24 protein-coding genes are annotated in these 19,508 nt (G+C 36.3%); 14 read left to right on the forward strand and 10 right to left on the reverse strand.

Annotated features, from left to right (window positions below):
• Positions 1–76: 76 nt before the first annotated feature.
• Positions 77–622 (forward strand): peptide-methionine (S)-S-oxide reductase MsrA, encoded by a 546-nt coding sequence (gene msrA / locus HBN50_RS02120; protein ID WP_273867534.1) that lies wholly within the window; start codon positions 77–79, stop codon positions 620–622.
• On the opposite strand, the gene HBN50_RS02125 is transcribed toward msrA, so the two are convergent.
• On the reverse strand, positions 623–1,237 hold the full coding sequence (locus tag HBN50_RS02125; RefSeq protein ID WP_273867535.1) for an alpha/beta family hydrolase: 615 nt from the start codon (positions 1,235–1,237) through the stop codon (positions 623–625).
• Between the two features lie 67 nt (positions 1,238–1,304).
• Here HBN50_RS02125 and HBN50_RS02130 point away from each other — a divergent pair, with 67 nt between their 5' ends.
• The 3 genes from HBN50_RS02130 to HBN50_RS02140 are packed head-to-tail and all read left to right on the forward strand — an operon-like array spanning position 1,305 to position 4,426.
• Positions 1,305–2,534 carry a CobW family GTP-binding protein gene (locus HBN50_RS02130; RefSeq protein WP_273867538.1) on the forward strand — a complete coding sequence of 410 codons (1,230 nt, stop codon included), beginning with the start codon at positions 1,305–1,307 and terminating at the stop codon, positions 2,532–2,534.
• A complete protein-coding gene (rlmD, locus tag HBN50_RS02135; RefSeq protein WP_273867541.1) occupies positions 2,531–3,667 on the forward strand; it encodes a 23S rRNA (uracil(1939)-C(5))-methyltransferase RlmD in 1,137 nt (378 codons plus the stop codon). The genes HBN50_RS02130 and rlmD overlap by 4 nt, the downstream gene beginning before the upstream one ends.
• Positions 3,668–3,670: 3 nt before the next feature.
• The gene (locus HBN50_RS02140; protein ID WP_273867543.1) at positions 3,671–4,426 is read left to right on the forward strand and encodes a class I SAM-dependent methyltransferase; all 756 of its coding nucleotides are present in this window, start codon (positions 3,671–3,673) and stop codon (positions 4,424–4,426) included.
• On the opposite strand, the gene HBN50_RS02145 is transcribed toward HBN50_RS02140, so the two are convergent.
• Positions 4,412–5,128 carry an Hpt domain-containing protein gene (locus tag HBN50_RS02145; protein ID WP_273867545.1) on the reverse strand — a complete coding sequence of 239 codons (717 nt, stop codon included), beginning with the start codon at positions 5,126–5,128 and terminating at the stop codon, positions 4,412–4,414. The two genes, HBN50_RS02140 and HBN50_RS02145, sit on opposite strands and share 15 nt — an antisense overlap.
• 232 nt (positions 5,129–5,360) lie before the next feature.
• Positions 5,361–6,173 carry a tRNA pseudouridine(38-40) synthase TruA gene (truA, locus tag HBN50_RS02150; RefSeq protein WP_273867547.1) on the reverse strand — a complete coding sequence of 271 codons (813 nt, stop codon included), beginning with the start codon at positions 6,171–6,173 and terminating at the stop codon, positions 5,361–5,363.
• 124 nt (positions 6,174–6,297) lie between these two features.
• On the opposite strand from truA, the gene HBN50_RS02155 reads away from it, so the two are divergent.
• Complete coding sequence (locus HBN50_RS02155) at positions 6,298–6,966, forward strand: TetR/AcrR family transcriptional regulator (RefSeq protein WP_273867548.1); 669 nt, start codon at positions 6,298–6,300, stop codon at positions 6,964–6,966.
• A 12-nt stretch (positions 6,967–6,978) separates the two neighbouring features.
• Complete coding sequence (locus HBN50_RS02160) at positions 6,979–7,635, forward strand: SDR family oxidoreductase (protein WP_273867550.1); 657 nt, start codon at positions 6,979–6,981, stop codon at positions 7,633–7,635.
• Between the two features lie 18 nt (positions 7,636–7,653).
• Here HBN50_RS02160 and HBN50_RS02165 read toward each other — a convergent pair whose 3' ends face one another.
• A complete protein-coding gene (locus tag HBN50_RS02165) occupies positions 7,654–8,034 on the reverse strand; it encodes a hypothetical protein (RefSeq protein ID WP_273867552.1) in 381 nt (126 codons plus the stop codon).
• A 118-nt stretch (positions 8,035–8,152) separates the two neighbouring features.
• Between HBN50_RS02165 and HBN50_RS02170 the strand changes: the two genes are divergently transcribed.
• Positions 8,153–8,521: a response regulator transcription factor gene (locus tag HBN50_RS02170; protein ID WP_273867554.1), complete on the forward strand. Its 369-nt coding sequence runs from the start codon at positions 8,153–8,155 to the stop codon at positions 8,519–8,521.
• Here HBN50_RS02170 and HBN50_RS02175 read toward each other — a convergent pair.
• Together HBN50_RS02175 and HBN50_RS02180 are read right to left on the reverse strand one after the other, a co-directional pair.
• Entirely contained in the window at positions 8,514–9,992 is a 1,479-nt protein-coding gene (locus HBN50_RS02175) for a hypothetical protein (RefSeq protein ID WP_273867557.1), read from the reverse strand. The genes HBN50_RS02170 and HBN50_RS02175 overlap by 8 nt on opposite strands.
• Positions 9,992–10,741, reverse strand: a complete 750-nt coding sequence (locus HBN50_RS02180; RefSeq protein ID WP_273867559.1) for a hypothetical protein — start codon at positions 10,739–10,741, stop codon at positions 9,992–9,994. Before HBN50_RS02180 ends, HBN50_RS02175 begins: the two co-directional genes overlap by 1 nt.
• A 211-nt stretch (positions 10,742–10,952) precedes the next feature.
• On the opposite strand from HBN50_RS02180, the gene HBN50_RS02185 reads away from it, so the two are divergent.
• Positions 10,953–11,858, forward strand: coding sequence for a hypothetical protein (locus HBN50_RS02185; protein ID WP_273867561.1), 906 nt, complete (start codon positions 10,953–10,955; stop codon positions 11,856–11,858).
• Here the strand turns inward: HBN50_RS02185 and HBN50_RS02190 are convergent.
• From HBN50_RS02190 to HBN50_RS02200, 3 genes are read right to left on the reverse strand one after another with little or no spacing between them, the layout of a single operon-like run.
• Positions 11,851–12,642, reverse strand: coding sequence for an ABC transporter permease (locus HBN50_RS02190; RefSeq protein ID WP_273867562.1), 792 nt, complete (start codon positions 12,640–12,642; stop codon positions 11,851–11,853). The two genes, HBN50_RS02185 and HBN50_RS02190, sit on opposite strands and share 8 nt — an antisense overlap.
• A complete protein-coding gene (locus HBN50_RS02195; protein WP_273867564.1) occupies positions 12,643–13,440 on the reverse strand; it encodes an ABC transporter permease in 798 nt (265 codons plus the stop codon). It abuts the gene before it with no gap.
• Position 13,441: 1 nt separating this feature from the next.
• A complete protein-coding gene (locus tag HBN50_RS02200; RefSeq protein WP_273867566.1) occupies positions 13,442–14,437 on the reverse strand; it encodes an ABC transporter ATP-binding protein in 996 nt (331 codons plus the stop codon).
• A gap of 54 nt (positions 14,438–14,491) precedes the next feature.
• Between HBN50_RS02200 and HBN50_RS02205 the strand changes: the two genes are divergently transcribed.
• The 6 genes from HBN50_RS02205 to HBN50_RS02230 all read left to right on the forward strand — a co-directional run bounded on the left by HBN50_RS02205 (position 14,492) and on the right by HBN50_RS02230 (position 18,569).
• Positions 14,492–15,346 (forward strand): zinc metalloprotease HtpX, encoded by an 855-nt coding sequence (locus HBN50_RS02205; RefSeq protein ID WP_273867567.1) that lies wholly within the window; start codon positions 14,492–14,494, stop codon positions 15,344–15,346.
• Positions 15,347–15,388: 42 nt separating this feature from the next.
• Positions 15,389–15,628: a hypothetical protein gene (locus HBN50_RS02210; RefSeq protein WP_273867568.1), complete on the forward strand. Its 240-nt coding sequence runs from the start codon at positions 15,389–15,391 to the stop codon at positions 15,626–15,628.
• Between the two features lie 91 nt (positions 15,629–15,719).
• Positions 15,720–16,202, forward strand: coding sequence for a hypothetical protein (locus HBN50_RS02215; protein ID WP_273867569.1), 483 nt, complete (start codon positions 15,720–15,722; stop codon positions 16,200–16,202).
• Positions 16,203–16,266: 64 nt separating this feature from the next.
• Complete coding sequence (locus HBN50_RS02220) at positions 16,267–16,602, forward strand: acylphosphatase (RefSeq protein ID WP_273867572.1); 336 nt, start codon at positions 16,267–16,269, stop codon at positions 16,600–16,602.
• Positions 16,603–16,734: 132 nt separating this feature from the next.
• The gene (locus HBN50_RS02225) at positions 16,735–17,217 is read left to right on the forward strand and encodes an FKBP-type peptidyl-prolyl cis-trans isomerase (RefSeq protein ID WP_273867574.1); all 483 of its coding nucleotides are present in this window, start codon (positions 16,735–16,737) and stop codon (positions 17,215–17,217) included.
• 125 nt (positions 17,218–17,342) lie between these two features.
• Entirely contained in the window at positions 17,343–18,569 is a 1,227-nt protein-coding gene (locus HBN50_RS02230) for a Bcr/CflA family multidrug efflux MFS transporter (protein WP_273867576.1), read from the forward strand.
• On the opposite strand, the gene HBN50_RS02235 is transcribed toward HBN50_RS02230, so the two are convergent.
• On the reverse strand, positions 18,533–19,441 hold the full coding sequence (locus HBN50_RS02235) for a DMT family transporter (protein ID WP_273867578.1): 909 nt from the start codon (positions 19,439–19,441) through the stop codon (positions 18,533–18,535). The genes HBN50_RS02230 and HBN50_RS02235 overlap by 37 nt on opposite strands.
• Positions 19,442–19,508: the final 67 nt, after the last annotated feature.

Here is a 19,508-nt window from a genome sequence, read left to right on the forward strand (position 1 = left end):
TTTATGAATTAGGCTCACAGATTATAAAGTGAGGAAATATATGCTCTGTAAGGTCTTGATTTTTATTGTTTTTTTGATGGCACAAGTAAGTTTTGCTAGTGAGTATAAGAAAGCGACATTCGCCGGTGGTTGTTTTTGGTGTATGGAGCCTCCCTTTGACAAGCTGACTGGAGTTGTCTCTACCACGTCTGGCTACATTGGTGGGACCATGAAAAACCCAACTTATCGCGACGTCTCTGCCGGACATAGTGGTCATACTGAAGCAGTAGAAGTTCTCTACGATCCAAAAAAAATTTCTTACGATGAACTATTAAAGGTCTTTTGGCGCAATATTAATCCAACGACTAAGGATCAGCAATTTGTCGATATTGGCCCACAATATAGAACGGGTATTTTTTATCATGATGATTTTCAAAAAGACCTCGCCTTGAAATCAAAAGAGGAACTTGAAAAGAAGAAGATCTTTGGAAAGAAAATTGTCACTGAGATTACAAAGGCAACAACATTTTGGCCTGCAGAAAAGTACCATCAAGATTACTATATTAAAAATCCTGTACGCTATAAGTTTTATCGCTGGAATTCTGGGAGAGACCAGTATTTAGATAAGATCTGGAAAAAATAATTACTTAATAAATTTTTGAATCTCTTTGACCGCTTCATCTAGATGTTGATCAAGTGTATGGCCAGATTTTACTCGAGGTTTTAAGCTATGATCACCATCTTCTAGCCAATGAATTTTGATTTTCTTCGATAGGTTATATTGGAGTACTTCCTCTTTATTACCCATAGAATCTCTTGTTCCTTGGAGTATCAGTGTTTTCTTTTTAAAATCTTCAAGATGAGCGATGCGATCATTAGGTTCTTTGCCTGGAGCATGAAAGGGAAAACCTAAACAGATAATTCCTTTTACCATTGATAGATCTTCCAAAAGGGTGGCCATTCTTCCTCCCATGGACTTCCCTCCAATATAGAGATTTTTGTCTTTAAACAAAGTTATAGCATCCATCCAAGTCTGGAGAAGTACTTTCTTTGTATTAGGCGGTCTCTTTTTTCCATTGTGTCGTCTTTCATTCATATAGGGGAATTCAAAGCGAACAACTGTAATATCCTTTTGGACAAGTTTTTCGACGATTTGATTCATCCAGTCACTATCCATTGGTGCACCTGCTCCATGGGCCAAGATAAAATAATTTTGATTACTCTTCTTTCCATCGATTAACAGGTCTTTTTTATTCATTGTTGCTCCAAATTTGTATATAATGACTCATACTATAAAATATTATGAAATAAGAAAAGAGTCCTCCATGATTTCACTTACTCTTGTCGTTGGTTTTTTAGGATCGGGAAAAACGACACTCATCAATCAACTTATTCAATCCTTTCCAAAGAAATATGCCATCATCGAAAATGAATTTGGTGAAATGAATATTGATGAGAAGATATTAGAAAGTGATCAACAAGTTGTTTTCGATATTAGTGATGGTTGCCTTTGTTGTTCAGTTAAAGGTGATTTGGTAATTAATCTAAAAAGAATCCTTGATAAAATTGAAGATGTTAATCACATTTTTATTGAAGCAACAGGAGTGGCAGAACCTGGTCCTATTGTTGAGACTTTACTCGCGAGTGATTTTTTCAAAGAGAAATTTCTTTTAACATCAGTGATTAGCGTTATAGAGAAAGAGAGTTTCTTAAAAAATAGACATGGAGAATTTTCTAATCTTTTTAAATCTCAATTAGCTTTTTCTGATATTATCTATTTTTCTAAAAGCTGGGATCATCATATTAATCAGGCAAAAGATTTTATCAAGCAAATTAACCCTCAGGCTAATTTCTTTGATTCTATTGAAGGACTCGATTTTAATCAAAGTTACCTCGATCACAAATGGCATGTGGCCAAAGAAGTCGAAACTTATCCTTTCTCTACATTCTATGCTCTTTCATGCCGTGATGATGTAAAAATTGAATTCAAAGAGAATACGAAGGGTTGTTTTATTCCTCTAGCGAATAACCATCAGACGAATATTGATGAATCAAAAAAGATCTTCAGTTACTCGGCCGAAAAGGCGCAAGATGAATTAGTCGAGCTGGATCATCTCTATCAATTTAACGCTAAAGCTTATCAAGTTGACACGGAAAATTTTAGCGAGATACTACTGGCCCTAGGCCATCATGTAGACTTTGAGCTTGAAAATGCCGAAGTTCTCTCACAGCACGAGTTTTTAAAAAAGAGCTCGCTCATCATGTTTTTAGGGTCGTGTTCCTTTGAAATAGAAGGAGAGATTGATTTAGAGAAGTTTCAACTCTTTCTCAATTACACAATGATGCAATATGGAGACAATCTCTTGCGTTGTAAGGGGATTATTAATGTCTCTAAGGATCGTTCACTTCTTTTTCAAGGGGTTTATAACTCTTTTGATATTCAATTATTTGAAGGGGAGAGACCTTTAAAATCACAATTTGTTTTTATTGGTAAACACCTCCGTTCTGAAGTTCTAGAGCAAGGGCTTCTCAATTGTCGAAAGGATTCCCAGTGAGCTCTTGTCATCATTATGAAGAAAGTTATTGTCGCTCATGCCAGTTAATAGGTAAGGAGTATCAATTAGGTTTAAAAGAAAAAGTGTATCACTGGCGCTCCCTTTTGGAAATTGACTCTAATTTAATAGAAGAGGTTTTCTATCCCAAAGAACCGCTAGGTGGAAGAAATAAGGCGAAGATCATGGTCGGTGGAAGCGTTGAATTTCCACGATTTGGCTTTCCTGATCCTGAGAACTTCAAAAAAGTTCGCCCGCTTGAAAATTGCCCGCTCTATTTGCAAGGAATGAATAATATTTATCCCGTTTTAAAGGAGCTCGTTCGTTCATATCAACTTACTCCCTATAATGTAGAGCTAAAAAAAGGTGAGTTGAAATATATTATTTTCTATCAATCAGAAAGTACGAATGAGAAATATTTGAAGTTCATTGTTCGATCAAAAGAATCATTAGATCGTTTGAAAAAAGCACTTCCATTTTTAAAAGAAAATATTAGTCAACTCAAAGTCGTCTCAGCTTCTCTACAGCCCGAGCATAAAGCTATTTTAGAAGGGGAAGAGGAGATATTTCTTACTGATACTACGAGAATAAATAATAGAATGAATGATCTTGAACTTCCGATTTCAACGAGAAGTTTTTTTCAGGTAACAAGTGAAGTTGCTTCCAAACTTTATCTTTCTGTACAAGAGCGAATGAGCGAATGCGACTACGCTCTGGATCTTTTTTGTGGAGTGGGAGGTTTTAGCTTTCATCTTGCTAAAAAGGCTAAAAAGGTTTTTGGAGTTGAGCTTTCTAAAGATGCTATTGAATGTGCAAAAGATGCTGTTAAAAAAAATAACCTTTCTCACATTGATTTTCTCGCTAAAGATGCCTACGATTTTTTAAAAGAGCAGAGACCTAAAATCGATACGCTTGTTGTTAATCCTCCTAGACGAGGACTGGGTGAAAAATTATGTCGCTTAGTCGAAGAATTTGAGGCAAATGAAATCTTTTACTCTAGTTGTAATCCAGAGACATTGAATAAAGATCTTTTACTCCTTAGCAAATATGAAGTTATTTGGGCAAGACCATTCGATATGTTTCCTTATACGAATCATCTCGAGTTCTTAGTTCATTTAAAAAGGATAGAGGTTTAGAGTATGCTAAGAAATTTCTTTGCTTCAATTGTTTGGAGAAACAGCGGTAGAAAGGCCTTTCAGTCTATTTATAAGGAGGCCCTTCGCTCGAAAACGTATTTAAAATATATTGAAAAAGTGCATGGCAGAGATTCTTTTTGCTATAATATGCTCTCTAAGAATCAATACGAAGAATTTATCGCACAAATTAAATCTCTAGAGAATACTAAAGATAAAGTCGCCCTAGATATTGGTTGTGGTCCAGGTCTTATGGCCCAAGCATTACAAGAAAAATATTTTAAGAGAGTTATTGGTCTCGATTTTTGTGAAAAAATATTTATTGATCAAAGTGACAAACTTGTTTTGGTTGAGTCAAATATCGAGATGATGCGTTTAGAAAAAGAAAGTTTCGATTTTATCTATTGTATCGATTCTTTTTATCATTTACGAAATCCAAAAAAGGCCCTGAATAAAATTTTAAATTCCTTAAAAAAAGATGGTCTCTTTGTCCTTTTTTATAGCTTTACAGGTGAAAGTAAAATGGCCCCCATGCTTAAGTCTTGGGGGGTTGAGGGAAAGGTTGATATTGTCGATTTTACTGATGATGATCTCTCTTTTTGGAAATCTTCAAAGCAGGCATTGAATAAGTTTGAGCAAGACTTTTACAATGAAGCTTGTCAAAGAGTATTCAAAGCGAAGAAACTTGAATGTGATAAGTTTCTAAAATATCATGAAAATGGTGATATCCATCGTAAAATGCTCGTTTTAAAGCGTCTCTAGAAACTTAATCAGATTTTCTTTTAGCTCTTCTTCTGTTAAGTGTGAGCTATTTTTATAAAAGCTATCTTTTAAAAGTTTAAAGTACTCTTTATTCTTATCCAGAAGTAATGTTGGTACCTTGTGTGAAGTTGAAAAGTACTCTTCTATTTTTAAGAAGTTATTACCACGACAGAAGTCTTGATTTGCAATTAAACCTTTAGTATTTTCTGTTTTAAGATGTTCAAAAGCACTTGCTAGATTTTGGCATTTAACAATCTCATAAGGATCGAAAAGATCTTCGTAATTACCAATCCAACTAGCACTTCCTAAAATAACAATTTTTTCTTTTTGCTCTTCAGATTTTTTCATTGGAATAATATCGATAGACGTCTCTACTTCGGGTGTCTTTTCACTCTCTTTTCCATTTAAGATGGAGCGTGAAAGATCAATGACATAAAAGAATTGTTGGATTTCATTCTCGCTTAAAGATTGGTCAATCTCTTTGTCTCGCAGGCTACTCTCTAGCTTATGCATCCAGGACTCAATTTTATAAAAGCCAAACATGGCCGATGATCCCTTAAGACTGTGTAGGCAATTGAGAAGTTCTCGTTGAAATGAATGGATTAAAGACTCTGGTGAAATGGTAAGACAAACTCTCTCTATTTCATCGAGTATCTCTAACGCATCTAGTTTGAATTCGTTAAGAATGTCTTGGTCGTCCATTTTTCTCCCCGATAGGCGATAAAATTCATTTATGAATTATTTGCATCATTCTCTTCTTCGTATCATTATAAATCTAACTTAAGTTCTTTATAAACATGATATATGTCCCTGTTTTTAAAGGATAGTTTGCAATTCTTAATAATTAAAGAACTTAGATAGATAGTCTTTAGGGAAGCTTAATTTGTTGTCATTTTTTTTAAAGATAAAATTGAGCTAAGCTTGAATTTTTGTCCTATCTTTTAAAGATATTTTCCAAGTTTTCGTTCTTAAAATGAATACTACAGAGATAAAGCCCGCTTCCTGGAGCGATAAAACCAAGTTTTAAATTTGATTTTAAGCTAAGAGATTCTCTTATTTGCTCTTTTGTAATCAATCCTCTTCCAAGATCAATGAGTGTTCCGACAATGAGACGCACCATTTGTTTCATAAATCCGTTGGCCTCAATTTTAATGAGATAGGACTGTTCTATAGAGAGGCCATCGATGAAATGGGGATTTTTCTCGATTGAAAGAGCTTTAATTTCTCTTTCCATTGTCCCTTTGATGGGACTTCTATATTGGTAGTTGTGAAAGGAATGAACACCTTTAAAAAGCTCTAGGGCCTCGATCATGGCCTCGATATCAAGTTGTTCTTTGAAGTTTGGACAAAGCTGGGAGCTGAAGAGATTATCACTTTGTTGGTTAGAGAAATAGTAGCAATAACATTTACTTTTTACTGATTGAATCAGTCGAAACTGAGCGTTTGATTTAATAATTTGTTTTATGTGAATATCGCTTGGAAGCTTCTTATTCAAAAAGTCTTTTAACTCCCTTTCATCTATTGATTCATTTAACTGCAATTTACAAAATTGATCCAAGGCATGAACTTTTGAATCGGTTCTACTTGCGCCCAGTAAATGGAAAGAACCTGGTCCAAATCTCTTTTCAAGGACTGTTTCAATGGTGCCACTGAGTGTTGGGAAATTCTTTTGCTTTTGCCAACCAAAGTATGCGTTTCCAAAGTAGCTGAGATTGATTAAATAATAATACTTTTTGTTTTGTTCCATAATTCCTCTAGATAGCTGTATTTCTATAAAACGATGAATAAAGAGAGTAAAGGTGAATATTAATTTGATTTACTGACTTGTGGTCATTAAAATGAGTTTACGTTAGCCCAATGGAGTATAAAATATGAAGCCTTTAAAAACAGATGAAACAAAAGTTAGAAGACGTTCGCGTACAGCAATCGAAAAGAACGAAAAAAAGAAGAAGATTGTTGAAACGGCCTTAGATCTCTTATTTAAAGATCAGGGAGGTGAGCTTCCATCTGTTGATAATATTGCAAAAGCAAGTAGCGTTGCTAAGGGAACAATCTATTTATATTTTAGAACAAAAGAGGAGATTTTTCTCTATGCGATGGATGTCTATTTTAAAAATTGGTTTAACGAAATTAAAACCGCACTTAAGGAAAAAGAAGCGATTAACTCAACAGAATTTTCTCGCATCTTTTCATCTCCTGTTCTTGATAACGAACAATTCTTAAAACTTGCTTCTATGAAAAGACTTGTTTTTCAAAGAGGACTTAGTAGTGAGTTGATTCTCTCACACAAAGATATGATTGTAGCTGGTGTTAGAGATGTCGCCTCTGAAATTTCTAGAATTACTTCGAGAACAAATGAGGAGTGTGAAAAGTTGATTATGCGCTCTTATGGTGTCGTTCTTGGTTGTCACTATATTTCATATCCACCAAAGGGGAATATGACGACTCTTTCAGAAGAAGAGAAATCAATTCTTCTACTCAACCTCGATGAAGATATTAATCATATTCTCAATTGTTTGTTTGAACGTTTTTTAAATTAATAAGGAGTTGTCATGGCAAATGTTGTCATTACTGGGGCCAATAGGGGAATTGGTCTTGAATTAACAAAAATATTTACTAAAAGAGGCGACTCTGTAGTGGCCCTATGCCGTGAGGCATCTTCTGCACTTAGAGAGACTGGTGCAAAAATTATAGAAAACTTTGATGTGACTAATCAAGAGTCAATTGATTCCCTTAGTGAGAAAATTGATGGTGTTGATCTTCTTATCAATAATGCAGGTATTTTTTTGAATGAGACAATACAAGCGTTGGATTTTGATTCCATTGAAAAGCAGTTTCAAGTGAATACTCTTGCACCCCTTAAAATAACAATGGCCTTAATTAAGAATTTAAATCAAGGGTCCAAGGTTTGTTTTGTTTCTTCTCGAATGGGATCAATCAGTGATAATACTTCTGGGAGTTACTATGGTTACAGAATGTCTAAGGCGGGATTAAATGCTTTTGGAAAGTCGCTGGCCATGGACCTTAAAGGGCAGGGGATTGCTGTTGCTCTTTTACATCCTGGATATGTACAAACGAAAATGACTGGCTTTAATGGAGAAATTTCTCCGACAGAAGCAGCCGAGGGTTTATCAAAGAGAATTGATGAGCTGACTCTTGAAAACTCTGGTGGTTTTTGGCATTCAAATGGTGAACAATTACCTTGGTAGTTTAAAATACGGATGGGCCTAGATCAGGCCCATTTCTCTTCCTTTTTGCATCAGGTCAGCTTTCTCTTGCTCACTCATATTTGCAAATTGCTCTTGGAGTGCGCGCAATTGCTCTGGACTCATCGAAGACATCATATCATTAGCTTGTTTCATCATATCCTCTTTGGACATATCGCCAAAAGCTGAGTCTTGGGCCAATGATTTTTCAAAGACAACTTTCTCTGTTTCAATTGTATAGTCAATTTGATGATCAGCTTTCATCTTTTCTAAAACGTTGTTGAAATTAAGACCTCTGTTATCGGCCGCTTCATACATTTTTTCAACTGGAAGTGAAACACGCTTTTGTGGAAAGCCATTTGATTCTAGTGTCGCTATGATTTTTTCAATAAATTCATTCATCTCTGTCTCCTGCTAAATTGAAACGTCTATGAGAATCTATCGCTTTATGAGGGAAAATTGAAGAACTTTTAAGGTCTTTTTGTGAGTTATTAACGGATAATAGAGAGAAGGAGTATCTATGAGAAGTATCGTTTTAGTTGATGATGAAACAGATATGTTTCCTCTTTTTAATATTAAATTTAAAAAAGAGATAAAGAAAAATGAAATTAAATTTATTTTCTTCTCCTCTGCTCAAGATGCACTGACTTTCATCAAGGGGACCCCGCCGGATAAATTTCAGTATATTATCAGTGATATCAATATGCCTAATATGGATGGCCTTGAATTGTTGCGAGAAATTAAAGATCGGGATCAGCATCAAAAAGTCTATATGATTTCAGGGCAACAGAGTCTCGATGCAAAAAAAGAGGCCAAAGAACTAGGGGCCGATGGTTTTTTGAAAAAGCCAATTAACTTTCAAGAGTTAAAAGATTTACTTCTTAGCTAGCTATTTCTTTGTGAACGAATTCTTCTGCTAGAAAAAGGGCATTCTCTGTTAAATAAGAAAAACTCAAAAGTCTATCGTTGAATTCTCTGTGTAGTGGTCTTCTATAGCGAAGAAGTGGGCGAGTGGCGGCCCTCAGCTTCAGCTCATCTTTGATAAAGGTGTCAAAGATATGAGCGGCCAGATCTTTTTGACCTTTTGAAGCTGACTCCCAATATGTTTTTGCCATTGTCTTTAATAAAATTTCTTGGTGTTCAGCTTCTGTCACTCGTTCTTCAATGAGTGGTAGAATACTCTTTGAAACAAAGTTAATCGCTAACTTTTCGTCTTCATAAGCGCAGTAGAGAATAATTCGCCCTAAATCAAAGAACATCGTTTCTAAAGCATTTTTAAGTTGATGCCTATGCGACTGTAGGGCGTAGTGAAAGAAACTCTCTACGGCAAACTTCAGATGAATAGGGTTGTTGATTAATAGCTCAATGGCAAGTCGGTAGTAGTAACTAATTGATTGAAAGCGATCATTATCCTTGGCCTCAACCGCACGGTTGAAAAGAGAGTTTAATGTCATGAGATGCAGATCAATTAAGGTTTCTCTATTTTGATCGATGGCCTCATCTAATGTTTCTAGAAGTTTTTCACAGTAAAAGGGAATGATTTCATTATTTTGTTTGTTGAGATTATTGACGATTTTAGTGAGCCTGCCTATGAAATAGGCCTCAGGCCACTCTTTTTCTTTTTCAAGATAAAACCTTGCTTCTTGAGAGATCCCAACGATAAATGAAGGTTCATAAAGTCTCCATGTACTTTGCTCTTCTTCGTAATTACTAATGAGATCATTGACGATTTCATAGGAGCGATCAAAAACCATATAGATGAGATGTTTGTCATCTCTTTTTGCTGCTGTGTAAGCGATATTGGAGAGGACTTCAAAAGACTCAAAACAGCTTTCTTTAAATTCTAGAGGAACAGCTTCTTTTCTGATTCGATTCAACTTTTTAAGAACTTGGTGTTTAAGAAGGGGGAGAAAGTAGCTCGGTTTAATAAATTGGCTTACATAGTACAAGTAGGGAATGATCCCACCAATGGCCAGACAGCTAATAACGAAGCTCGCAAGGTAGAGGCCATGATAGTATGGATTTTCTGGTGAGGTAATATTACAAATCATAACCAAGAGATTAGAGATAAGAATAAACCCCATTCCAATAACTGTTAGAGGGTGGGTCACAAAAATTTTAGAAATACGTGCTGTATAGAGATTTGAAGTGAGTGTAATAATTAATGCCATTGAGGTTAATAGAGCAGAGAAAAAGGAATTGAGCATCCTATTGGTTGCAGCTAGTCCCGAGGAAGGAGAGTGAATATCATTACTCCACAAGAGAACTGCTAATCCCACTGAGAGTGTATAGCCGATGACAAGCAAGGGAATGATCTGGTAAATGATTCCCTTTTTAACTCGCTCTAAAGTTAGTTTCATTAAAATGACTCATCTAATTCTTTTTCAGGCTCTAAGACATAGTGAAACATCTCTATTTTAATATGCCGACTCGTTTTAACACTAACGATGAAATCGCTATCATTGAATTCGACACTATAAGTTCTTCGACCGTTTTTATCGCAAAAATTATCGAAGCAATTAATAATCCTCAAGCTTTTATATTTTGTCCTCTCAAGAGATTTTAAAATCCCTGTAGAGTCAAAGAAGAAGATTCTCATATCAGTAACAACGAGAACTCCATAGATGTGCTCAGAAAAGCTAGGGCTGAATCTTCCAAGAAGGGCCGCTTGTACTTTTTCTTTTGGATGAAAGATATTGGGCGTCTCAATCATTCTAGAGACAACAATGGGCGTGAACATTTTTTTACACTCCATCATTTTCATATCAACACGCTCTTTTAAGAAGTGATTCATGGAGTTCTTGCTCAAAGTCCAACCTTTCATATAGTAGTAGACTTCCTCGGCACTCGTTGCATCGTCATCGATAAAATAGCGATAGACATTTTGATCATTTCTAACTTCTATGATTCCCTTTTCATGCACAGGTACCGGCATGTTGACACTGATAATATGTTCAAAGGGAATGGTGTGAATGATCTCCGATTCACTGGCAAAGAGGTAGTGGTCTCTTGTGACGTAGAGCCTACCTTCGAGGCCTTCGTAGGTTGAATTTATATAAAATGGGGCATTGGTTTCAAGTTCATCTATTGTTGCAGCGGCGATACCCATGAGAAGCTCCTCTGAATGATAAACGTTACTAGAGCCTATTGTATAGGCTAGCTCATTTAAAATTTATAAATGTTTGTCAAAGTTTTCTCATAGTTAAGGAATTTCATAGACTTTAATAAATAAATTTATTTTTAAAGTGTAAATATCTCATTCTGTGGCGAAATTGAGCAAAAACAGCTATTCTATCTTCTCAATTTCTAAGGTGATACTGATGGCAAAAAAAGACAAAAGTAAGACGAAACTCAGTTTTGATGATTTTTTTAGCGAATTCTACTCGTCGAGATGGGACACGCTTAAAAAGGCCATGATTGAAAAAGACTTCAAGGTTTGGAGACGCAATAAGTTTAGCGACTTAAAGATGTGTGAGTCATTAGAGCTTAGACCAATAGAGTGGTTGGAGTCTTGCTATTATCCTGGAGAAAATAGTGAGGATTTAAAACTCTGTGATGAAAATGGAATTCGTCTATTTTATGGGATGGACCCTGCGAGTATTATTGTGGCGAGAACGCTTGCTATCAATTCGGGTGATGAGGTTCTCGATATGTGTGCTGCACCTGGGGGAAAAACACTTGTTCTCTTTGAATCGCTCGTTGATGGAGGAAATCAAAAGAGTAACGAAGTCTCTAGAACGAGACGCGATCGCTTAAAGAGAGTTATTCGTGACTATATTCCTGAAGAAAAGAGAATGCGTATCTCTATCTCTGGTAAAGATGGCCTTCGCTTTGGCCTAGACGAAGTTGAAACCTATGATAAGATTCTTGTGGATGCCCCTTGCTCGGGCGAAAAACATATTTTAGAAAGTGAATCTGAGCTTTCAAAGTGGACGGTAAAGCGAACGAAGAGGCTTGCTGGTCTTCAGTATGGACTTTTGTGTTCTGCTCTTTTAGCGGCAAAGAAAGAAGCTGAAATTGTTTACTCGACTTGCTCTATCTCCCCACTTGAAAATGATGATGTTCTCGAAAAGCTTCTTTCAAAGAAAGGAGATCAGTTTGAGTTTTCTCCATTAGAAGGTCCTATTTATGATCTTGGGGAAAAAACGAAGTATGGAGTTATTTTTCTTCCTGATCATTGTGGGTTCGGCCCACTGTTTGTTAGTCGATTAAAGAAAATCAACTAGAAGCAGAGTCATAGTGAGCAATGGCCTTTTTCCAAATAAAGATTAAGAATAAATAAGACGCAACGATGGCCACAAGAAGCCCTAACAGTGGACTAACGCTTATTGGTTGCAGCAAGAATTTTACAGGTGCTGAACCAATGACTAAAATCGGGAAAAAGAAAGTGAGGGCCCTCTTTGCAAGTGGGTTATAGATAAAATCAGGCCAACGGGCCAGTTGCTGAAATTGCATTCTAAGTACATTAATTCCAAGTCCTTCTGTTAACCAAAACATACTTGTCGTAATGATGAACTCAATGATTGCTAAGAGAATAAATGAGAGCAACACCAGTAGTGGAAGTGAAATCCAAGAAACAATTGGTAAATCTACTTTAAGTCCATAGTAAATGAGCGCACTCCAAGTGAAGATGATATTAATAAAACTCGATGGCCGAAAATAACGAAAAAAGACAATAAAGATCGAATGAACGGGCTTTAGGAGAGTGTAGTCAAGTCTTCCTGTTTTTATATCTTCAGATAGTATCCAGAATGATTCGCTAAGAAGAGTCATGTGAAGATGATCTATTGTTAGCATAAAGGCCACAAAGAAAAGTAATTGTTCTCTATCCCATGGACCAATTGTTGAAATGTGGTCATAGATGAAGCTCACAGTTAAAAGAGCACTCAAATAAAAGAAGATATCCATGACAATGAGAAGAACAAAGTTTAAGCGAAAACTTGATGCCTCTGAGACACTTGTTGCCACGTACATTTTATAGATACTGAGGTAGTGTTTAATTGTATTCATCTAAATTCCAGCTGCCGTGTAGTTTTTTATTCCTCTTTTCCATATTAAATGATTGAGAAGAAAAGCAATCATTATCCAAAGTCCAATCACTGCTATGGCGATTGGAAGTTTCGAGTAGTCACCTTCAAAAATCTTAACAGGGTAGTAGGTGAGATAGGGAAAAGGTGTCCATTGAAGAAGATCGACAAAGGCCTTTGGGTAAAAATCTAGTGGCAAAATTGCCCCCGATAAAAAGAGTGAGAGAGTTTGCAAGATGACTCGCAAAATCCAAGTTTCTTCCAGCCAGAAGGCCAGAATTCCGCAAAGATATTGTAAGAGATACCAAAAAAATGAGATGTAAAAACAAAATAATATTCCAATTGCAAGTTGGGAGACGGTTAAATCCGCAAGGAATCCAAAACTTGATATAATTGCAATTGTCACAAGACTAATGAGTAATTGTAGAAATTGAAAACTGAGAAAACTTGCCGTATGAAATTCCCAAAAGTTAAAAGGATAAATGAGGTAACTTGAAATTCTACCTAAGCGTATATCTTCAGAGAGATTCATCGAGTTATGACCTTGGGCCAAAAGAGATATAATAAGGGTCCAGATATGATAGTGGATCATTTCTTGAAAATTATACCCTTGAATGACCTGTTGCTCATCGCCACCATAAATTGATGACCAAAGATTATACTTAATGAAAAAGAAGACAATGGCAGGGCCAATAACTTGTAGGAAGAAATTTAATCGATAGGCCGTGTATTTAGACCAACTAATCTTAATTGTTTGCCACCACTTTGCAACATTTTTCATGCTATTGATCTCTCGTCAGAATTTCGGGATTGGCCATAAGGGTTTTCATAACTTTTTCAATAGGCATTTTCTCTGTATGAAAATCTGAAACGGAAAATGTCGAAAGAATTTCACTGGAAACTTTGTTGAGTTCATTTTCATCAAGTTTCAATTCAACTTCCATTTTGTTTTCACTCCATTGGCAATCGTGATTTCGCCAGAATGAATGTGCAAATACTTGATCGTCTTGAAAGGTGAATGTTACCGTTTTCTTTTTACCGAGAATTTTTTCAAAGTCTCTTATGGGACCATCGAATCCTTTCTTCCCTTTAAAGATAAGAACAATGCGATCACAGAGAGCTTGTACATCCGCCATATAATGAGATGTGAGAATAATCGTAACCTTATTTTTTTGATGGTATTCTTTGATGAAGTTTCTAATATTTTCTTGGGCCACAAGATCAAGTCCAATGGTTGGTTCATCAAGGAAGATTATATCGGGAGAGTGCAGTAAGCTCGCCATGAGCTCTAGTTTCATTCTCTCACCCAAAGATAATTTTCTAACATGGACGTGAAGGAGTTCTTTGACATCGAGAAGAGTCGACATCGATTCAATTTTTTCTTGAAAAATATCATCTGGTATTTCATAGTACTTTTGAAGAAGAGAAAGTGAGTCCATGGCCGGAATATCCCACCAAAGTTGAGATTTTTGTCCCATGACCAAGGCGATCTTTTTTCGAAAATCTTTATTTCTCTCCCATGGATTATGACCATTCACTAATAACTGCCCCTTAGAGGGAACAATAATTCCTGTGAACATTTTCATAAGGGTTGTTTTCCCAGCACCATTAGGCCCTAGTAATCCTATGATTTCGCCTTTTTTAATCTCGAGATTAAAGTCTTCAACGGCATTTTTAGTGATATAATCTCTTTTAAAGAAGGTTTTGAATGCACCTAAGAGTCCAGGTTCTTTTTTGTAGCTTCTAAATTGTTTTGTGAGTCCATTTGCTTCTATCATGGTTGAATCTTAAGTTTACGGTGACAGATATTCAATCCTTTTTAGGAGTAGCTTTTGCTAAATTTTAAAAAATGGCGATCTTACAACTTGAGGCTTATTATTGAAGAAGTGGTCCTTCTTTCGATTCTCTGTTTGGTTAGTGTCATTACGACCTATGTGATTTTTGGAGATATTTTTAGTGCGCTCTTTTCAATGATCATTCCTATCCTTTTTACTTTTCATTTGAAAAATAGTTCCCAGATTTTACTTCGCTACTATCGAGCAAGGCAATTAGATCGAGAGGATTTTGATTCTATCTATTCTATTGTCGATGATCTCTCTGTAAGGGCTTCACTTGATCAAAGACCTAGACTGTATTTTCTCGATACCTTTCAAATTAATGCTTTCACTGCTGATTTTGGTGAGTATTATGGTATAGCCATTTCTCGAGGTTTGATCAATACGATGCAAGAGAGAGAACTTAAAGCTGTCTTGGCCCATGAAATATCTCATATCTCTAATCGAGACCCGCTTTTTTTAAAAGTAACAACCGCTATTTATAGCTTTATCTCTTTTGTCAGTACGGCCATTCATATTATTTTAATTCTCTGCTTACCATTTTACTTATTAAACTTAATAGAGATACGTTTGCAGCTGGCCTTTGCCATCATATTCTCGCCGTGGATACTCAGATTCCTTATTTTGGCCATCATGAGAAATCGAGAATATAAGGCAGATCTCAATGCAAGTCTTCTTACTCAAGATCCTCTGGGACTTGCCATGGCCCTTAGAAAGTTACTTCGATTACAAGGGCGCTTTTTGAATCTCTTTTTTCCTTTTCGTCCCAATCAAAAAACGAGCATGCTCGACACTCATCCAACGACAACAAGTCGTATTTCTCGCTTACTCGATCTTGAAAAAAGGATGTAACGTTTTCTCTTGGAATCTCACTCAATGAAAAGGAGTGGCAAGATGTTGACGTGCAAGAGGGTCTATACACTTTTATGGTCTAGTGAAGATTTACATTTTTGGCAAAAATGTCGTGTTTCTCTACACTTACTTATATGCCCTAATTGCCGTAGGGCCCAAGAACTTAAAGATCGGTTAGATATGGCCATGAAAAAGGTTCAAATCAAGTATGGGGATTTAGAAAAAATAAGGAAACTAGAAGATGAAATTCTTGTAAGTGTTAGAAATTACGATAGGAGATGAGTGTCTCTCTTTTTGACAGTAAGGGAATCTTTTTCAAAGTCTCTGCACAAAAATCTCTGTTGGCTAAAATTTTCTTAAGGAGGCCAACGAGATGGTTCAAAAACTTTGTGTTCTATTTTCTTTTCTAGCAATTCTTCTTTCATCTGCAAAAGCAGATGAGTTTAAGATTGGAAATGACAAACACGAGGTCAAGCTCTCTTGTGCTTTTACAAATTGTCTTATTGTTGAAATGAAAGATGGAAAAAGAGAAACTCTCTTTGATGGAATCAATAGAGACCAAGGCAAAAATCTAATTGATCTCTCTTTGAAATCGAATAGCTCAAAAATTTATTTTCCTATCTCTTCAAAGAAAATGAACTCAAGTAGTGGGTTGGCACCTCTTCGTTTTGTCTTAGATCTTACTCATATTGCTTTTGTACAAGTTCCAAATATCCTATCTCAAAAGATCGCCCGTCTCTTTTTAAAATTAGATGAGGATGGAAGCCTATCTTGGCTTTATTCTTCATTTCTTAAATCATTCAAGACGGACTCAATCGCAACGACATTAAAAAAGATTAAAAATCGTTCTGTTTAATTTCTCGTATTTTCCTCTAGCAGTATAAAATGAAATTATGTTTTCTTGTGTGAAGGAGGCTCTAATGAAGAAGAAAGTTACGATTAATGTCTATGGCAAGGTTCAGGGAATCATGTTTCGCCAAACTTTTATTCGGGCCGCAATCAAAAGAGAGCTTGATGCCGGAGCCACAAATGATCCCAATGATAGAAATCATGTCACATGTTCAATGGAAGGAGATGATACGATAATTGAAGAATTGATTCATGATTTAGCTCAATTGGATAAACTTAACTCATGGGGTGCTAAGGTTGATAAAGTCGAAAGACTTAGTGACTATCTCAATTATTCTTCTCACGAAGTAACGACTGAAAATGTTGATGAATACAAATGGTCTAGTGGTGTAGAGTTCTATCTCTAATACTCGATGTCATCACAGCTCTAATTCAAGAAAACATAAAAACTTTCAATGTTTTGCCAAGTATTTCTGGGCATTCTCCTCAATATGGCCTAGGGTTAAAGTATAACGCTAATTCTACATAAGGATTTAATTATGACGATCTCTAAAAACAAAGTTGTGACAATGCACTATCATTTAACAAATGATAATGGAGATGTTCTCGATTCATCTCAAGGCGCAGAGCCTCTTCTATATCTACAGGGTCACAATAATATTATTCCAGGTCTTGAAAAAGAAATGGAAGGTAAAAATGTTGGAGACAAATTTAAAGTAACGATTGAAGCAAAAGATGGTTATGGAGAATATGATGAAGGTCTCGTGCAAAAACTTCCTAAAGAGCAATTTGCACAATTCCCAGAGCTAACAGTAGGGATGAGATTCCACATTGATAGTAACTATGGGCCAATGGTTGTTCAGGTCGATGAAATTACTGATTCTGAAGTGACGATTAATGGGAACCACGAACTTGCTGGAACAAGACTAACTTTTGATGTTGAAGTTGTTGAGATTCGCGATGCAAGCCAAGAGGAAATTGATCACGGTCACGTTCATGGACCAGGTGGACACCAACACTAAAATCTATTGATTATGAAGCCCCGTTATTTCGGGGCTTTTTTATTTCAATAGGATCTATTTGAAAATGGCTCCTTCCATTGACCTATACTCAGACTTGGGAGATGGTTAAAGAAATCGGAGTCTTCATGAACCAAATCAAAAATCCAAATAATAATTTAACTATTTTAATCTTAGGGCTCTTAACGGCCTTTGGACCTTTAAGTATCGATATGTATCTGCCATCATTTGTTTCTCTTTCAGAAGAGTTTGCTGTTCCTATATCGCAGATTCAACTGACTCTTGGAGCATTCATTATTGGTATGGGTGCAGGACAAATTTTCTATGGACCATTATCTGATCAGTATGGAAGAAGAACATCGCTCTTTGTTGGACTCTTTCTTTATATCTGTTCATCTTTTCTTTGTATCTACGCTCACTCGGTTGAGCAAATTATCTTATTGCGCTTTATCCAGGGACTTGGAGGATGTGCCGGAACAGTTATGGCACGAGCGGTTGTTAGAGATCTCTATGATGGAGACGATGCCGCAAAAATTTTTTCAGTTTTAATGCTTATCATGGGAGTTGCTCCCATTCTTGCTCCAACGATTGGTGGCTTTATTTTAAGTGCCTACACGTGGAGAATTATTTTTATCATCCTCGGTTGTATTGGTGTTTTGGCCTTCATCAATGTTCTGTTCTTTTTAAAAGAAACAAATCCAAAGGAAAAACGAAACCCACGAGCTTTGAAGATGGCCTTTTCTACATACAGAGAGATCGTAAAGGATAAATCTTTTATCGGTTACCTTTGTACAGGAGGAATGATTCAAGGGGTTCTCTTCTCTTATATCACAGGCTCATCATTTGTTTTTATGAAGTACTATCATTTAACAGAATCACAATACGGCCTGCTCTTTGGTCTTAATGCATTTGGATTGATCATGGCCTCTCAGGTTAATCGCTATCTTCTATCTAGAATGTCCATCAATCAAATTATTAAGAGAGTGACTCTGGTGAACTTTATTTGCGCTTGCTTTCTCTTATTTAATGGAATTACGGAAACGTTTGGATTCTATGGAATTGCTGTACCTCTTTTCTTTTGTATTGCATCTATTGGTATGGTTTTTCCTAATACGACGGCAGGAGCCCTGTTAAATCACTCAACTCACGCAGGAAGTGCTTCAGCGCTACTTGGAACTCTTCTCTTTGTCTTTGGATCGAGTTCTACTCTGTCGGTAAGTTTATTTGCCAATGGAACTCTCATTCCAATGACTGCTGTGATTTTCTTTTGCTCCCTGATGGGACTTAGTCTTTTTCGTTTTCTCGTACTTCGCAATGATCAATCAGCGGTTGCTGAGAGTTCTTCAAAGTCTTGAGCGTCCTTTTCAAAATTTGTCATTTTGGGAATGAGTGCGACACAGATAAGAACGAGTGAACAGCCAATGAGAGCTTGAATTGAGAGCGTCTCTGCGAAAAAGAGATAGCCAAAGAGTGCTGCAAAAATAGACTCTAAAAGAAAGGCAAGGCTCACAATATGAGGAGGCGTTCCTTGTTGGGCAAAGACCTGAAAGCTAAAGGCGATGATCGAAGAAAAAATCGATAGAATAATAAATCCTAATAGCGGAGAAGGGCTAAGAGTTACAAGTGAGTCAAAATCTAAAAGAGGTTTTAGGTTTGGTGGTCCTTCAAACATAAGTCCAAAAATGAGTCCTAAAACTCCCATATAAAAACATTGAAGAAGATTAAATTCCACGGCCGGTAAGTGGGCAGCGTATTTATCAACAGCTAAAATATGGAGAGCAAAGAAGAAGGCCGAGATAATGGTAATGATATCTCCCATATTGATATTGTCGATTTTAAATTCACACAGAAGCATGATTCCAAAAAGTGATCCCGCTAAGAGAAACCAATAACCTTTCTTAAAACGTTGTTTAAAAAAGAAGTAAGTCAAAATGGGCGTGAAGATAGAATAAAAGACTGTGAGAAAGCCACTCTTTGCCAGTGTGGTCATTTCAATTCCATATGTTTGAAGCTGGAGAGCTGTTAAAAGCAACACTGAACAAATGATGGGACCAATCTTATCTTTGATTGTTCTTCTCATCATGAGAAAGGGCAGTGAAAAGAGTGCAGCGAAAACGTAGCGAAGTGAATTTGACCAAAGAGGTGAGTAGTCTACAAGTGTCCATCTTGTTCCTACAAAACCCATTCCCCAAATTAATGTCGCTATAATTAAAAGTCCAAATCTCATGCTGCCTCCTGCCAAAGAAGGTAACACCGAATCAAAAATAAGGGAAGTTTATTAGGCCTAAGGGATT

It is taken from the genome of Halobacteriovorax sp. GB3 (genome assembly GCF_028649655.1).
Taxonomy (GTDB): domain Bacteria; phylum Bdellovibrionota; class Bacteriovoracia; order Bacteriovoracales; family Bacteriovoracaceae; genus BSW11-IV.

Coding starts and splice junctions, on each gene's coding strand:
- HBN50_RS02170 (WP_273867554.1), top strand. CDS start 8,153: ATGAGAAGTATCGTTTTAGTTGATGATGAAACAGATATGTTTCCTCTT.
- HBN50_RS02175 (WP_273867557.1), bottom strand. CDS start 9,992: ATGAAACTAACTTTAGAGCGAGTTAAAAAGGGAATCATTTACCAGATC.
- HBN50_RS02210 (WP_273867568.1), top strand. CDS start 15,389: ATGTTGACGTGCAAGAGGGTCTATACACTTTTATGGTCTAGTGAAGAT.
- HBN50_RS02215 (WP_273867569.1), top strand. CDS start 15,720: ATGGTTCAAAAACTTTGTGTTCTATTTTCTTTTCTAGCAATTCTTCTT.
- HBN50_RS02195 (WP_273867564.1), bottom strand. CDS start 13,440: ATGAAAAATGTTGCAAAGTGGTGGCAAACAATTAAGATTAGTTGGTCT.
- HBN50_RS02130 (WP_273867538.1), top strand. CDS start 1,305: ATGATTTCACTTACTCTTGTCGTTGGTTTTTTAGGATCGGGAAAAACG.
- msrA (WP_273867534.1), top strand. CDS start 77: ATGGCACAAGTAAGTTTTGCTAGTGAGTATAAGAAAGCGACATTCGCC.
- HBN50_RS02200 (WP_273867566.1), bottom strand. CDS start 14,437: ATGATAGAAGCAAATGGACTCACAAAACAATTTAGAAGCTACAAAAAA.
- HBN50_RS02230 (WP_273867576.1), top strand. CDS start 17,343: ATGAACCAAATCAAAAATCCAAATAATAATTTAACTATTTTAATCTTA.
- truA (WP_273867547.1), bottom strand. CDS start 6,173: ATGGAACAAAACAAAAAGTATTATTATTTAATCAATCTCAGCTACTTT.
- HBN50_RS02185 (WP_273867561.1), top strand. CDS start 10,953: ATGGCAAAAAAAGACAAAAGTAAGACGAAACTCAGTTTTGATGATTTT.
- HBN50_RS02220 (WP_273867572.1), top strand. CDS start 16,267: ATGAAGAAGAAAGTTACGATTAATGTCTATGGCAAGGTTCAGGGAATC.
- HBN50_RS02225 (WP_273867574.1), top strand. CDS start 16,735: ATGACGATCTCTAAAAACAAAGTTGTGACAATGCACTATCATTTAACA.
- HBN50_RS02160 (WP_273867550.1), top strand. CDS start 6,979: ATGGCAAATGTTGTCATTACTGGGGCCAATAGGGGAATTGGTCTTGAA.
- HBN50_RS02190 (WP_273867562.1), bottom strand. CDS start 12,642: ATGAATACAATTAAACACTACCTCAGTATCTATAAAATGTACGTGGCA.
- HBN50_RS02235 (WP_273867578.1), bottom strand. CDS start 19,441: ATGAGATTTGGACTTTTAATTATAGCGACATTAATTTGGGGAATGGGT.
- HBN50_RS02145 (WP_273867545.1), bottom strand. CDS start 5,128: ATGGACGACCAAGACATTCTTAACGAATTCAAACTAGATGCGTTAGAG.
- HBN50_RS02140 (WP_273867543.1), top strand. CDS start 3,671: ATGCTAAGAAATTTCTTTGCTTCAATTGTTTGGAGAAACAGCGGTAGA.
- HBN50_RS02155 (WP_273867548.1), top strand. CDS start 6,298: ATGAAGCCTTTAAAAACAGATGAAACAAAAGTTAGAAGACGTTCGCGT.
- HBN50_RS02180 (WP_273867559.1), bottom strand. CDS start 10,741: ATGGGTATCGCCGCTGCAACAATAGATGAACTTGAAACCAATGCCCCA.
- HBN50_RS02125 (WP_273867535.1), bottom strand. CDS start 1,237: ATGAATAAAAAAGACCTGTTAATCGATGGAAAGAAGAGTAATCAAAAT.
- HBN50_RS02165 (WP_273867552.1), bottom strand. CDS start 8,034: ATGAATGAATTTATTGAAAAAATCATAGCGACACTAGAATCAAATGGC.